This window comes from Micrococcus sp. KRD096 (assembly GCF_017168495.1).
GTDB lineage: Bacteria > Actinomycetota > Actinomycetes > Actinomycetales > Micrococcaceae > Micrococcus > Micrococcus luteus.
The window spans coordinates 82,144-96,708 of record NZ_JABFAY010000006.1; the positions used below are offsets into that span (position 1 = coordinate 82,144).

A 14,565-nucleotide genomic window follows, 5' to 3' on the forward strand; every position below is an offset into this window, starting at 1 on the left:
GCCCCGACCCAGGAGTCACCCATGACCACCCCGACCGGGACCACCGCCTCGGTGGCCCGCACCCTGACCCTGATCGACAAGGACGCCGCGCGCGGCTCCTCGTGTTCCCCCGACCTGACCCGCGGCCCCTGGGCGTTCGACGCCGGCCTGCCCGCCTACGGCCCCGGCGCATCGCAGGACGACGCCGTCCCGGCCGACGCCCCCGTGCAGGGCCGCATCCCCGAGGAGTACCAGCGGGCCTCGGACGAGGAGCTCCACGCCCGGATCAGCGCGGCGCGGCAGACGCTCGGCGAACGCGTCGTCGTGCTGGGCCACTTCTACCAGCGCGACGAGGTCGTCCAGCACGCCGACTTCGTGGGCGACTCCTTCCAGCTCGCGCGGGCCTCCCAGGGCCGGCCCGAGGCGGAGGCGATCGTGTTCTGCGGCGTGCACTTCATGGCGGAGACCGCGGACCTTCTCTCCACCCCGGGCCAGGCCGTCATCCTGCCCAACCTCGCCGCCGGCTGCTCCATGGCGGACATGGCCGACCTGGACTCGGTCGAGGACGCGTGGGAGCAGCTCGAGGCGGTCTACGGCACCGAACCGGACGACGACGGGCGCGTGCCCCTGCTGCCCGTGACCTACATGAACTCCTCCGCGGCCCTCAAGGGCTTCGTCGGCGAGCGCGGCGGCATCGTGTGCACGTCCTCCAACGCCTCGGCCGTCCTGGACTGGGCGTTCGAGCGTGCCCAACGCGTCCTGTTCTTCCCGGACCAGCACCTGGGCCGGAACACGGGCCGCGCCCGGGGGATCCCACTCGAGCAGATGCCGACGTGGAACCCCCGCCTGCCGCTGGGCGGGAACTCCGAGGACGCCCTGCGGGACGCGAAGGTCCTGCTGTGGCACGGCTTCTGCTCGGTGCACCGCCGCTTCACCGTGGCGCAGATCGAGCAGGCCCGCGCCGAGCACCCGGACGTCCAGGTGATCGTGCACCCCGAGTGCCCCCTGCCCGTGGTGGAGGCCGCGGACTCCTCCGGGTCCACCGACTTCATCGTCAAGGCGATCCAGGCGGCGCCGGCCGGCTCGACCTTCGCGATCGGCACCGAGATCAACCTCGTGCAGCGCCTGGCCGCCCAGCACCCCGAGCACACGATCTTCTGCCTCGACCCCGTGATCTGCCCGTGCTCCACCATGTACCGCATCCACCCCGGCTACCTCGCGTGGGTGCTCGAGGAGCTCGTGGCCGGCCGCGTGGTCAACCGGATCACCGTGCCCGCGTCCGTCGCCGACCCGGCCCGCACCGCGCTCGAGCGAATGCTGGCCGTCGCGCCGAAGCAGTCGGCCGCGCAGTCCGCCGGGGCTGGGACGTGACCCCGGCCGACCGCGCCCCGACGACACCGGCCCCGCGGCCGGACGTGGAGCGGATCGTGGCCGCAGCGCTCGCCGAGGACGCGCCCTGGGGTGACGTCTCCTCGGAGGCCTTCGTCCCGGAGCAGGCCCGGATCACCGCGCGCGTGGTGGCCCGCGAGGCCGGGGTGCTCTCCGGCACGAACGCCCTCGAGGCCGCCTTCCGGCTCGTCGACCCGGCCGTGTCCGTCACCCTGCACCTGGCCGACGGCGCCGACCTGTCCCCCGGCGCCGTCGTCGCCGAGGTCGCCGGCCCCGCCCGCTCGGTGCTGCGCGCCGAACGCGTGGCGCTGAACCTCGTCCAGCGGCTGTCCGGGATCGCCACGACGACGGCCGCCCACGTGGCCGCCGTGCGCGCCGGCGGCGGGCACGCGCGGGTGGTGGACACCCGCAAGACCACCCCGGGTCTGCGCGTGCTCGAACGGCAGGCCGTGCGGGACGGAGGCGGGCACAACCACCGCTCCAGCCTCTCGGATGCCGTGATGCTCAAGGACAACCACCTGGCCGCGCTGGGGTTCGGCGGCGCCGGCGACCCGGGCGAGGCCCTCACCGCGGCCCTGCGCGCCGGGATGGCACGCCTGCCGCACACCACCCACGTGGAGGTGGAGGTCGACCGGCTCGAGCAGATCCCGGCGGTGCTCGCCGCCGGGGTCGACACGATCATGCTGGACAACTTCTCGCCGGCCGAGCTGCGGGCCGGCGTCGAGCTCGTGGCGGGCCGCGCCGTCGTCGAGGCCTCCGGCGGGGTGAGCCTCGAGACGATCGGGGCGATCGCGGCCACGGGCGTGGACGTGATCTCGGTGGGGGCGCTGACGCATACCGTCCGGTCCCTGGACCTGGGCCTGGACGCCGTGGTCGAGGAGGTCTCGGCGCGCCGATGAGCACCACCCTCGACCTGGACCACGCGGCCACCGCCCCCGTCCGACGCAGCGCGCTCGAGGCGATGTGGCCCGCGCTCACCGGCGTCTACGGCAACCCGTCCTCGGCGCACGAGGCCGGCCGGGCGGCGGCGGCCCTGCTCGAGGACGCCCGCGCGCGGGTGGCCCGCGCGATCGGCGCCCGGGCCGGGCAGGTCGTGTTCACCTCGGGCGGCACGGAGGCCGACGCGCTCGCCGTGCTCGGCACGGTGCGCGCCCGGATCCTCGCCGGCCGCCCGGCGAACCACGTGCTGACCACGGGGATCGAGCACAGCGCGGTGCGGCAGTCCTGCGACCAGCTGGCCCGGCTGCACGGCGTCGAGGTCGAGCACCTCGCGCTGGACCGTGACGGCCTGACCTCGGCGGACGACCTCGCCGCCCGCCTGCGCCCGGACACCGCGCTGGTCAGCGTGCACCTGGCCCACAACGAGGTGGGCACGGTGCAGCCGGTGGCCGAGCTGGCCGCCGTCGCCCGGGAGGCGGGCGTGCCGCTGCACGTGGACGCGGTGCAGGCCGCGGGGCAGATCCCGGTGGACGTGCGCGCCCTCGGGGCGGATCTCGTGGCGCTGTCCGGGCACAAGGTGGGCGGGCCCAAGGGGGTCGGCGCGCTGTGGGTGCGCCCGGGTCACGCCCTGGAACCGCTCGTGCCCGGTGGCGGCCAGGAGCGGGGCCGGCGGTCCGGGACGCAGAACGTGGCCGGTGCCGCCGGGTTCGCGGCGGCCTTCGAGGAGGCCGAGGCGGAGCGCGCCGCGGCCGCGGACGCGTGGTCCGGGCTGCGGGACCGGTTCGCGGCACGCGTGCTCGACGGCGTCCGGGAGCTCGTGCCCGACGCGCGGCTGACCGGCCATCCCGCGCGTCGGCTGCCGCGTCACGCCTCGTTCGTGCTGCCCGGTGTGAACGGCGAGTCGGTGCTGGAGGAGGCGGCCCGCCGGGGCGTGCTGGCCTCGGCGGGGTCCGCGTGCTCGGCCCACGACGCCGAGCCGTCCCCGGCCCTGCTCGCGCTGGGCCTCAGCGAGGACGAGGCCCGCACGGCCCTGCGCTGCACGTTCGGCCCGGACGCCGACGCCCCGCTGCTCGACGCCGCCGCGAACGCGATCGTCGACGCCGTCCGGACGGTCAGCGCCCTGCGCTGAGCGGCCCGGACCGGTCGACCCCGATGCCGCCGGGGGCCGGCGTCGGAGGTTCACCCGAGGGTCAGCCCGACGGCACGGGGCAGGAGTCCCTGTCCAACGGCGACGACGGCGCCCCGCTGGGCCGCGAGCTGGAGATCGCCCGCCTCCTGAAGGCGATCAAGGACCACGGCGTGAAGAACGTCGTGTTCCTCACCGGCGACGTCCACTACTGCGCGGCGCACCACTACTCCCCCGACCGCGCGGCGTTCACCGACTTCGAGTCGTTCTGGGAGTTCGTGGCCGGCCCCATCAACGCCGGATCGTTCGGCCCGAACACGCTGGACGGCACCTTCGGCCCGCGCCTGGACTTCGAGGCGCACGGACCGGTCATGGGCTCGCCTCGCTCCGGCGAGCACCAGTACTTCGGCCACGTCGAGATCCCCGAGGACGGCCGCGAGTTCCGGGTGCGTCTGATCAACGCCGCCGGCCGGACGGTCTACTCGCGCACGCTGACGGCGGCCTGATCCGCCGTGCCACGCGGCGGGTGACGCACCCCCAACGGGGCGTCCCCCGCGGCGTCGGCGGCGTCGGCGGCGTCGGCGGACCGTCAGTCGGTGATCAGGCCCTCCTCGCGGAGCCAGTCCCACGCGACCTGGGTGGGCTCCTCGCCGTCGACGTCCACCCGCGCGTTCAGGCGCGCGGCCGTCGCGTTGTCCAGGCGCGCGGTCACGGGCGCCAGCAGGTCGGCGATCTCGGGGTGCTGGGCCAGGACCTCCTCGCGCACGATGGGGGCCGCGTTGTACTTCGGGAAGAAGCTCAGCGGGTCCTGCAGGGTCGTCAGGTCCAGCGCGGCGATCCGCCCGTCCGTGGCGTACGCCTCCCCGAAGGTGCACGACCCGTCCGCCACCGCGGCGAACACCGCCCCGATGTCCATCTGGCGCAGCCGGGATCCGGTGGGCCGTTCGATCCCGTAGGCCTCGAGCATGGGCAGGAACCCGTCGTTGCGGGCGGCGAACTCGGCGCTCACGCAGAAGGACTGGTCCTGGGTGGGGAGGTCCTTGATGTCCGCGAGCGTCTCCAGGCCGAGCGCCTCCGCCCGGTCCTGGCGCACGGAGAAGGTGTAGGTGTTGTCGAGTTCGGCCGGCGGCAGCCACACCAGGCCCTGCTGCGCGTCCTCGTCCCGGACCGCGGCCCACTGCGCCTGGGGGTCCGGGATCGGATCGGTGTGGCCCAGGTACGTGATCCAGGCCGTCCCCGTGTAGTCCCACTCGACGTCCACGACGTCCGCGACCTGGGCCTGGCGCGCACTGAGCGAACCCGGCATGTTGGTCAGATCCTCGACGTCGGCCCCCGCGGAGCGCAGCAGGATCGCGGTGATCTTGCCGAGCACGACGCCCTCGTTGAAGTTCTTGGACCCCACCGCCACGTGGGCGCCCTCGAGGTCGATCCCGGCGACGTCGCCGGCGGGCGTGCCCGAGGGCAGGTAGCCGCCGGCGGTGCTCAGCCCGCACCCGGACAGGACCAGGGAGGCCGCCAGGCCGAGCACGGCGAGCACGGCGCGAGCGGGGGTCCGGCCGCGGCGGCGAGATGGGATGGTCGCGCGCGGGGTGGTCATGCGAGCCCCCTCGGGGTGGCCAGCGTCTCGACGAGGCGGCCGATCCACTCGATCATCAGGGCGAGGGCGGCCACGAGGATCGCCCCCGAGACGAGCAGCGGGAAGCGGAACAGGACGATCCCGGTCTGGATGAGCAGGCCGAGGCCGCCGGCGTCGATGAACGTCGCGAACGCCCCGGTGCCCACCAGCAGCACCAGGGCGGTCCGCAGACCCGCCATGATCACGGGCAGGGCCAAGGGGAGCTCCACCCGGAGCAGGGTCTGCAGCGGCGACATGCCCATGCCGCGGGCCGCCTCGACGACGGTGGGGTCGACGCCCCGCAGCCCGGCCAGGGTGTTGGCCAGCACGGGCAGGAACGCGTAGAGGGACAGGGCCAGGACCGCGACCCGGAAGCCGAACCCCCACGCCATGGCGAGCAGGACGATCACACCGATCACGGGAGCGGCCTGGCCGGCGTTGGCCAGCCCCATGGCGACGGGGGTGAACCGCCGGGCGGCGGGGCGGCTCAGCAGCACGCCGAGCGGGACGGCCGTCGCCACGACCAGAACGGTGGACACGCCGACGAGGGCCAGGTGCTCGGCGGTGAGGCGCAGGACGGTGGGCCAGGTCAGCAGCCGGGCCTCGACGTCGTCGAGGGCGGCTCCGCGCACCCAGACGGTCCACCCGATCAGCAGGGTGGCCACGAGCAGCGGCAGGCCGATCAGGAGCAGGCGGTCCTCGGCGGAGGCCGCACGCAGCCGGGCGATCATGGCCGAGCCTGCTCGTCGCCGGCGCGGGCGTGCGCGCGCAGTGTCGGATAGTCGAGCAGACCGATGACCGTGCCATCACGGACCACGGCGATCTCCTCCGCCGGGGCCATGACCAGCGCGGCGAGGGCCTCGCTGATCGGGGTGGCCGCGTCGAGCACGGGCCCGCCCGGCAGCGTGCCCGTCGGGTGCTGTGCGATCGGGCGCAGCGGCAGCGAGTCGACCGACCGCAGCCCCAGCCGCTTGAGCCCCGCCCCCGACCCCACGAAGTCGGCCACGAACTCGGTGGCCGGCCGCGCCAGGACCTCTTCGGGGGTGGCGTACTGGGCCACGTGCGCGCCGGGTTCGAGCACCAGGATCCGGTCGCCCAGGAGCACGGCCTCGTCCACGTCGTGGGTGACCATCACGATGGTCTTGCCCACCCTGGCCTGGATGTCGAGCATCTCCTTCTGCAGGCGCTGGCGGGTGAGGGTGTCCACGGCGCCGAAGGGCTCGTCCATGAGCAGCACGGGTGGATCCGCCGCGAGGCCCCGCGCCACGCCGACGCGCTGCTGCTGTCCGCCGGACAGCTCGCGCGGGAAACGGTCTCGATAGATCGCCGGGTCCAGGCCGACCAGGTCGAGCAGCTCGTCCACGCGGTCGGCGATGCGCCGGCGGTCCCACTTGAGCAGGCGCGGCACCAGGCCGACGTTCTCGGCGACGGACAGGTGGGGCATCATCCCGCCACCCTGCACGACGTAGCCGATCTGACGGCGCAGCCGGGTGGGGTCGCGGCGTGTGATGTCCTCCCCACCGATCAGGATCCGCCCGGAGGTGGGCTCGATGAGGCGGTTGATCATCTTCAACGAGGTGGTCTTGCCGCAGCCGGACGGGCCGACGAACACCACGGTCTCCCCCGCGGGGATGATGAGGTCCAGGGCGTCCACGGCGGGACGGTCCTGCCCCGGATAGAGCTTCGTCAGGGACTCGAGACGGATCTCGGCCCCGGCGTCACGGTCGGTGCTCATGCGCGCAGTCCCTTCGAGATGGTGAGCCGGCCGAGCAGCACGAGCAGCCCGTCCAGGACGAGGGCGACGACGACGATGCCGAGGGTGCCCACGAGGGCGTAGTTCAACGCGTTGGCGCCGCCCAGGGAGACCAGCCCCGTGAAGATGTACGAGCCCAGTCCGGGCCCCAGGACGTAGGCCGCGACCGCGGCCACGCCCATGCCGAGCTGGCCCGCGACCCGGATGCCGGTGAGGATCACGGGCCAGGCCAGCGGGAGACGCACCCGGGTGAACAGCGCCACCGGCCCCATGCCCATCCCCCGGGCGGCCTCCAGCACCTCCGGGTCCACGCCGCGCAGACCCACGAGCGCGTTGCGGAGGATGGGCAGCAGGGCATAGAAGACCACCACCACGACGGCCGGGACGGTCCCGATGCCCACCAGGGGGATCAGGACGCCGATGAGCGCGAAGGAGGGCAGGGTCAGCCCGACGGCCGTGAAGGCGTTCGCGATCGGGGTCAGGGCCTTGATCCGCGTGGCGATCACGGCCAGCGCGATGGCGAGCACGGTGGCGATGGCCAGCGCCTGCAGCACGAGCCACCCGTGCTGCCACGCCCGGAAGAGGATGTCGGGCCAGCGTGAGGCGAGGAACTCGCTCATGCGGCCTCCACGCCGGCAGCGCACCCCTGGGCGGCCCGGGCGTCTGCGGGGCGGGGCAGGACCGTCATCGTCGTCTCCTTCGGTCCGGGTGGGTCGGGCGTGCTCTTGCACGCTCCCCGAGATGGTGGCGCTCCCTGTGTTCTGCGCCACGAAGGGGGTCACCGGCACCGCCAAGGATGGCCTACCGACCGGGCGACGGGCAGGACGGCCTGCGCTAGCGTGTCGGCCATGTCTCGCTCCCACTCCGACGCCCTCGACGCGTCCGGCCCCGACTCCGGGGGCGCCGTCGCCGTGCCCCGCCGCCGCTTCGGCCTGCTGCCCCGCATCCTCGTCGCGATCGTGGCCGGCGTCCTCGTCGGCCTGGTCGCGCCGACCTGGCTCGTGCAGGCCTTCGCCACCTTCAACGGGCTGTTCTCGAACTTCCTGGGTTTCATCGTCCCGGTGCTGATCCTGGCGCTCGTCGCCCCCGCCATCGGCGACATCGGCCGGGGCGCGGGGAAGCTGCTGGCCCTGACCGGCGGCATCGCCTACGGCTCCACCCTGGTCGGCGGCTTCGGCGCCCTGCTGGTCTGCCTGCTCGTCTTCCCGCTGATCCTCACGCCCGGGTCCTTCGAGGGGATGGCCAACCCCGAGGACGCGCTGCTCGACCCGCTGTTCGAGGTGCAGATGGACCCGCCCTTCGGCGTGATGACGGCCCTGCTGCTCGCGTTCGTGCTCGGCATCGGCCTGACGATGCTGCCGCGCGGCGCCCTGCACGAGAGCTTCGACCAGCTGCGATCGATCATCGAGCGGGTCGTCATGGGCCTGATCGTGCCGCTGCTGCCCGTCTACATCTTCGGCGTGTTCCTGAACATGACCGCCGCCGGCGAGGTCTTCAAGGTCATCACCACGTTCCTCGGCGTGATCCTGCTGGTCTTCGGCCTCACCGTGGTGCTGCTGCTCCTCCAGTACGTCGTCGCGGGCGCGATCGCGGGCCGCAACCCGTTCACGGCACTGAAGACGATGCTGCCGGCCTACGCGACGGCCCTGGGCACCTCGTCCTCGGCGGCGACCATCCCGGTGACCCTGCGCCAGACCCTGCTGCTCGGCGTGCGCCGGCCGATCGCCTCGTTCGTCGTGCCGCTGTGCGCGACGATCCACCTGGCCGGCTCCACCGTGAAGATCGTCTCGTTCTCCATCGCGGTGCTGTTCCTCTCGGGCCAGTCGATCGACGTCCCGGTGTTCGTGGGCTTCATCTTCATGCTGGGCGTCACCATGGTCGCGGCGCCCGGCGTGCCCGGCGGCGCGATCGTGGCGGCCTCGGGCCTGCTGACCTCGATGCTCGGCTTCACCGAGCCGCAGGTCGCGCTCATGGTCGCCACGTACATCGCCATCGACTCCTTCGGCACCGCCACCAACGTGACCGGCGACGCCGCCATCGCGATGATCGTCGACAAGATCGCCGGAGACCGTCTCATCGAGGACTCCGCGGACGAGGGCCTGGAGCGCCGCGACGACCAGGAGGTCGCCACCGGCGCCGACGCCGGCTGACCCGCCCCGCACACACCACGGCCCCCTCCCTGTCCGCAGCTCAGGGAGGGGGCCGTCGTCGGGACGGGCGGTGTCAGCCGCGCAGGTCCCGCTCCGCCTCGGCGCGCACCGCGCGCCGCTGCCCCGGGGAGCGCACGACGACGTCGCTCATCTCCTCGAGCGTCTTGCCCTTGGTCTCGGGCACGAAGGCCGCCACGAAGGCCAGGGACAGCGCCGCCATGACCGCGTACAGGCCGTAGGCGAGGGTCAGTCCGATGTCCGCCAACCACGGGAACGTGGTGGAGACGGTGAAGTTCGCCGCCCACTGCGCGGCGGCGGCCACGGCGAGCGCGCCGGCGCGGATGCGGTTCGGGAACATCTCGCCCAGCAGCACCCAGACCAGCGGCCCCCAGGTGGCGCCGAAGAACACCACGAAGGCGTTCGCGGCCACCAGCGCCACCGTGGACCACGGCTGCGGCAGGGACACGGACTCGCCGCCGCCCGTCTGCGCGAAGGAGAAGGCCAGTGCCATCAGGCCGAGGCTGACCGTCATGCCGGCGGAGCCGGCGATCAGCATGGGGCGACGGCCGACGCGGTCCACCAGGGCGATCGCGATGAGGGTGACGGCGATGTTCGTGACCGAGGTGATCACGGTGACCGTGAGGGCGTCCGACTCCCCGAAGCCCACCGAACGCCACAGGGTGGTGGAGTAGTAGAAGATCACGTTGATGCCCACGGCCTGCTGGAAGACGGAGAGCAGGATGCCGATCCACACGATCGGCTGCAGGCCCGCCGACGGTCCACGCAGGTCCGCCAACGACTCGCGGCGCTCCGAGTCCAGCGAGCGCCGGATGTCCTCGATCATCAGGTTCACCCGGTCCACACCGGTGAACTCGTGCAGGACCTCGGCCGCCTCGTCCGTGCGGCCGCGGGCGACCAGGTAGCGCGGGGACTCCGGCAGCTTCAGGGCGAACAGGCCGTACAGCACCGCCGGGACGGCCTCGGCCAGGAACATCCAGCGCCAGGCGTCGACGCCGAGCCAGAACGGCTGCGCCGCTCCCCCGGCCATCGTCGCGAAGAGCGCGTCCGTGAGGAGCGCGGCGAAGATGCCCAGGACGATCGCCAGCTGCTGGAGCGAGCCGAGGCGACCGCGCACATGGGCCGGGCTGACCTCCGCGATGTACGCCGGAGCGATCACGGACGCGGCGCCCACGCCCAGGCCGCCGACCATGCGCCAGAAGATCAGGTCGACCACGCCGAACGCCAGACCCGAGCCGATGGCGGAGACCAGGAACAGGATCGCGGCGATTACCATCACGGGCACGCGGCCGCGGCGGTTGGCGATCGGCCCGGCGAACCAGGCGCCGAGAGCGCAGCCGATCAGCGCCGAGGAGACGGCGAAGCCCGTGAGACCGGCGCCGAGGCCGAACTCCCCGGCGAGGGCGTCCACGGCACCGTTGATGACCGAGGTGTCGAAGCCGAACAGGAAGCCGCCGAGCGCGGCGGCGACCGAGATGCCGACCACCTTGGCGTTGAGGCGAGACGTCGCGGCGCCGCCGGACCGGGTCGCTGTCATGGTGGGTCCTCTCTGGGTGGCGCCCGACGGCCCGCTGCGCGCCGGTGCGTCCGCACAGTGTGTTCTCCGCTCAGCGAGCGTGCAAGTCGCACAGCCCTTCTCCCCGCCCCCCGAGGAGGCGGCGGGACATCAGGGGGAACCGTGCCCGCTGCGCCCGCCGTGGTCGCCGCCGTGCCGGGAGGTCTGCCGCACAGGGCTGCGGCAGACGGCGCCTCGGGTCACGGGGCAGAATGAGGGCCATGTTCGTCGTCCTGGGCCCCGCCCCCGCCTCCGTCGGCAGCCCCGGCGCCTGGTGGGCCCTGGACGGGGAAGGCGACGGCGCCTCTCCCCTGGGATCCTGCGCCGCCGGGTCCGTGGCCGGGCTCGTGGCCGGTCTGCCCGCCCGCCTGGGCGTGGACCCGAGCACGGTCCGCTGGGTGCTCGCCGACGTCGGGACGGAGTACGCCGCCTGGCTGGTGGCGGGGGTGCGGGTGGATCGGTGCTGGGACCTGGCCCTCGTCCAGCGGATCCTGCGGCACGCGGCAACGGCGCCGGGCAGCGGGGTGCGTTACACGCCCGTGGCGCAGCTCGAGGTCGCCGACCCGACGGAACCCGAGCGCCCGGCGCGGGTGCCCGCCGGTCAGGAGTCCTTCTTCGACCTGCCGGACGAGTCCGGCCCCACCCCGGACGTCACCGTGCTCGCGGCCGAGCTGGCCGCGCAGCGGGCGGCCGTCGAGGGCTCGGCCCACCCGCACCGGCTGCGGCTGCTCGCGGCGGCGGAGTCGCAGGGCGCACTCGTGGCCGCAGAGATCCGGGCGGCGGGTCTGCCGTGGGACCGGGGCGTGCACGAGGCGCTCCTCGCCGAGCAGCTCGGCCCCCGGCCTGCACCGGGCGAGCGTCCCGCCCGCCTGCAGGCCCTGGCCGAACGCATCGCCGACGTCCTGGGCTCCCCCGGGCTGAGCCCCGACTCGCAGCCCAGCCTGCTGCGGGCGCTGCAGACGACGGGCGTGGCCGTGGAGTCCACGCGGCAGTGGGACCTGAAGCACTGGATCGACGCCGGCGGCGCGGAACGCGAGGCGCGGGCCGCGCTGCTCGCGCCGCTGCTGGAGTACAAGGCCCTGGCCCGGCTGTGGACGGCCAACGGCTGGCACTGGCTGGACCAGTGGATCGGCGACGACGGCCGGTTCCACGCCGCCTACCTGGTCGGCGGCGTGGTGACCGGGCGGTGGGCCGCCCACGGCGGTGGGGCCATGCAGGTCCCGGCCGGGGTGCGCGACGCCGTCCGCGCAGACCCCGGGTGGACGCTGACCGTGGCCGACGCCTCCCAGGTGGAGCCGCGCATCCTCGCCGCGATGGCCGCCGACGAGGCGCTGGCCCGTGCCGGGACCACGCCCGACCTGTACCGGGAGGTGGCGGAGCAGGGCCGGGCGGCCGGCACCGCGCTGGCCGACCGCGGGCGCGCGAAGATCGCCCTGCTGGGTGCGATGTACGGCTCGACGACGGGCGACTCCGCGGCGCTCATGCCGCACCTGCGCCGGCTCTACCCCCGAGCGATCGGCCTGCTCGAGCGGGCGGCCTCCGTCGGCGAGGGAGGCGGCCAGGTGTCCACGTGGCTGGGCCGCTGGTCCCCCGCGCCGGGGCGGAAGTGGCAGGAGTCCGTGTCCGACGTCGGCACCCAGGCCGCCGAGTCCGCGGCCCGGCGACGGCGGCGCTCCCAGGGCCGCTTCACCCGGAACTTCGTGGTGCAGGGCACCGCGGCCGAGTGGGCGCTGTGCTGGATGGGCGAGATCCGCCGTCGACTGCGCTCGGCCGGCATGCGCACGGAACTCGTGTTCTTCGTCCACGACGAGGTCGTCCTGCACGGCCCGGCCACGGAGGTCGAGGCCGTGCGGACGGTCGTGGCGGAGTCCGCGAGCGCCGCCGGCCGCCTGCTGTTCGGTCCCGCCCCCGTGGACTTCCCGCTCACCGTCTCCAGCGTGGGGTCGTACGCGGACGCGAAGTGAGCGACGGGGCGGCAGGGCGACGGTCGCGGTCATGGCCTCCGTGCGCCGCACCGGGCCGAGGACCCTCGGACCTGGCACGATGCGGGACGAGGGCCGATCCTGGAGAGCGCCCGAGACACCCTTGTGAAGGAGACCGCATGCCCGTCGCCCCGCGTCCGTCCGACGGCGCCGCGTCCTCGGTCTTCACCCCGCACCAGCAGCGCATCCTCGCGGTGCTCCTCATCCCGATCTTCATGTCCCTGCTGGCCGTGTCCAGCATCAACGTGGCCCTGCCCGCCCTGCAGCGGGGCCTGGACGCCAGCGACGCGGAGCTGCAGTGGGCCATCTCCGGCTACACCCTCGTGTTCGGCATGGTGCTCGTGCCGGCGGGCCGGGCGGGTGACCTCTTCGGCCGCCGCCGGCTGTTCCTGGTGGGCCTCGGCGTGTTCGCGCTCGGTGCGCTCCTGTCCGGCCTGGCGCCCACGGGCGTCCTGCTCGTGCTCGCGCGCCTGGTCATGGGCGTGGGCGCGGGCCTGCTCAACCCGCAGGTCACCGGCTTCATCCAGGGCGAGTTCTCCGGCGCCTCCCGCGCCCGGGCGTTCGGGGCGCTCGGCGCCGTCGTCGGGGTGTCCGTGGCGGTGGGGCCGCTGCTCAGCGGCGGGCTCATCGCGTGGCTCGGCGGCGACCTCGGCTGGCGCGCGACCTTTCTGGTGAACGTGCCCATCGCCCTCGGCGCCCTGATCGTGGCCCGCCAGTGGCTGCCGCGCACCGCCCCCGAGCGGGCGCGGCGTCCGGACCTGGACCCGGTCGGCGTCGTCCTGCTGGCCGGCGCCCTCGTGGCCGTCATGCTCCCGTTCCTGGACCGTGAGCTCGGGCCGTGGCGGTTCGTGCTCGTGCCCGTCGGCATCGGCCTGGCCGCCCTCTGGACACGCTGGGAGGCCCGCTACGCCCGACGGGGCCGCGCCCCGATGGTGGACCTGCGCCTGTTCCAGACCCGCAGCTTCGCGTGCGGCGCCCTGCTGATCGCCATCTACTTCACCGGCTCGACCAGCATGTTCGTGGTGATCGCCATGTTCATGCAGAACGGGCTGGGCTACCCGGCGCTGCACGCCGCACTCATCGGCCTTCCCTCGGCGGTCATGTCGAGCGTGATGTCCACCGTGGCCGGTCGCGTGGTGCTGCGCACGGGCCGGAAGATCGTCGTCCTCGGCATCGCGCTGGCGCTGCTCGCCGTCGTGGGCTCCATCGGGGTGGCGTGGGCCAACCGGGAGTTCGGCCTGAGCCCGTGGTGGCTGCTGCTCACCCTCGCCATCTTGGGTGCCGGGCAGGGGCTGGTGGTCTCCCCCAACCAGACCCTCAGCCTGGCCGAGGTCCCGCCGCGGCACTCCGGCACGGCCGGCGGCGTCCTGCAGACCGGCCAGCGCGTCGGCACGGCCGTCGGCACCGCCGTGATCGTGGGGGTGTTCCTGGGCGTCGCCTCCGGTGCCGACTGGGACGGGGCGTTCATGGCCGCCTTCACCCTGGTGGCGGGGTGCATGGCGCTCGCGCTCCTCGTCGCACTCGCGGACCTGCGCGGACCACGGACGGCGGCGCCCCGTGGCCGGGCTGGACGCGTCCGACGCCGCGTTCTGGGGGCTGGTCTCCGGGCTGCACCTGGGCCAGGACCCGGAGCCGCAGCGCTCGGCCCCCGCCGACCCGGCCGTCGCACGCCTCCTGCCCACCCCGAGTGCCCCCTGCCCGTGGTGGAGGCCGCGGACTCCTCCGGGTCCACGGACTTCATCGTCAAGGCCATCCAGGCGGCGCCGGCCGGCTCGTCCTTCGCGATCTTTTTTTTTCTGCAGTCTCGTGGGCTCGGCGCGGACGGCCCGGCCTGGGAGCGGTTGTTCGCGCCGCTGACCGCGGGGTTCGACGCGCTGCTCGAGGACGTCCTGCGGCCGGTGCTACACCTGCCGGCGCATCCGGTCCGCCTCGGCCGGTTCGGGGTGCGGGCGCTGCAGCCGGCCACGGTGGTGGCCCGGCGCTGGCGCGGCGAGGAGGCCCGGGCACTGTTCGCGGGAGCGGCGGCGCACGCCTTCCATCCGCTGACGCGCCCCCTGAC

11 protein-coding genes and 1 pseudogene are annotated in these 14,565 nt (G+C 74.2%); 7 read left to right on the plus strand and 5 right to left on the minus strand.

The window, feature by feature from the left end:
- The first annotated feature begins 21 nt into the window (after positions 1-21).
- The 4 genes and pseudogenes from nadA to J1M41_RS03550 all read left to right on the plus strand — a co-directional run.
- On the plus strand, positions 22-1,350 hold the full coding sequence (nadA, locus tag J1M41_RS03535; RefSeq protein WP_206451159.1) for a quinolinate synthase NadA: 1,329 nt from the start codon (positions 22-24) through the stop codon (positions 1,348-1,350).
- On the plus strand, positions 1,347-2,267 hold the full coding sequence (nadC, locus tag J1M41_RS03540) for a carboxylating nicotinate-nucleotide diphosphorylase (RefSeq protein WP_206451160.1): 921 nt from the start codon (positions 1,347-1,349) through the stop codon (positions 2,265-2,267). The genes nadA and nadC overlap by 4 nt, the downstream gene beginning before the upstream one ends.
- A complete protein-coding gene (locus J1M41_RS03545; RefSeq protein ID WP_206451161.1) occupies positions 2,264-3,436 on the plus strand; it encodes a cysteine desulfurase family protein in 1,173 nt (390 codons plus the stop codon). Before nadC ends, J1M41_RS03545 begins: the two co-directional genes overlap by 4 nt.
- 65 nt (positions 3,437-3,501) lie before the next feature.
- Positions 3,502-3,939, plus strand: a pseudogene (locus tag J1M41_RS03550) (alkaline phosphatase D family protein); the annotation flags it as partial.
- A gap of 83 nt (positions 3,940-4,022) precedes the next feature.
- Here the strand turns inward: J1M41_RS03550 and J1M41_RS03555 are convergent.
- From J1M41_RS03555 to J1M41_RS03570, 4 genes are read right to left on the minus strand one after another with little or no spacing between them, the layout of a single operon-like run.
- Complete coding sequence (locus J1M41_RS03555) at positions 4,023-5,030, minus strand: glycine betaine ABC transporter substrate-binding protein (protein ID WP_206451162.1); 1,008 nt, start codon at positions 5,028-5,030, stop codon at positions 4,023-4,025.
- On the minus strand, positions 5,027-5,779 hold the full coding sequence (locus J1M41_RS03560) for an ABC transporter permease (RefSeq protein ID WP_119217181.1): 753 nt from the start codon (positions 5,777-5,779) through the stop codon (positions 5,027-5,029). Before J1M41_RS03560 ends, J1M41_RS03555 begins: the two co-directional genes overlap by 4 nt.
- Complete coding sequence (locus tag J1M41_RS03565) at positions 5,776-6,783, minus strand: ABC transporter ATP-binding protein (RefSeq protein ID WP_206451163.1); 1,008 nt, start codon at positions 6,781-6,783, stop codon at positions 5,776-5,778. Before J1M41_RS03565 ends, J1M41_RS03560 begins: the two co-directional genes overlap by 4 nt.
- The gene (locus tag J1M41_RS03570; protein WP_002855197.1) at positions 6,780-7,421 is read right to left on the minus strand and encodes an ABC transporter permease; all 642 of its coding nucleotides are present in this window, start codon (positions 7,419-7,421) and stop codon (positions 6,780-6,782) included. Before J1M41_RS03570 ends, J1M41_RS03565 begins: the two co-directional genes overlap by 4 nt.
- Positions 7,422-7,649: 228 nt before the next feature.
- On the opposite strand from J1M41_RS03570, the gene J1M41_RS03575 reads away from it, so the two are divergent.
- On the plus strand, positions 7,650-8,951 hold the full coding sequence (locus J1M41_RS03575) for a dicarboxylate/amino acid:cation symporter (RefSeq protein WP_206451164.1): 1,302 nt from the start codon (positions 7,650-7,652) through the stop codon (positions 8,949-8,951).
- 73 nt (positions 8,952-9,024) lie between these two features.
- Here J1M41_RS03575 and J1M41_RS03580 read toward each other — a convergent pair whose 3' ends face one another.
- On the minus strand, positions 9,025-10,506 hold the full coding sequence (locus J1M41_RS03580) for a sugar porter family MFS transporter (protein WP_206451165.1): 1,482 nt from the start codon (positions 10,504-10,506) through the stop codon (positions 9,025-9,027).
- A 239-nt stretch (positions 10,507-10,745) separates the two neighbouring features.
- On the opposite strand from J1M41_RS03580, the gene J1M41_RS03585 reads away from it, so the two are divergent.
- Both J1M41_RS03585 and J1M41_RS03590 read left to right on the plus strand, forming a co-directional pair.
- Complete coding sequence (locus J1M41_RS03585) at positions 10,746-12,488, plus strand: bifunctional 3'-5' exonuclease/DNA polymerase (protein ID WP_206451166.1); 1,743 nt, start codon at positions 10,746-10,748, stop codon at positions 12,486-12,488.
- 137 nt (positions 12,489-12,625) lie between these two features.
- A partial coding sequence (locus J1M41_RS03590; protein WP_241247692.1) for an MFS transporter occupies positions 12,626-14,565 on the plus strand: 1,940 nt, incomplete at its 3' end.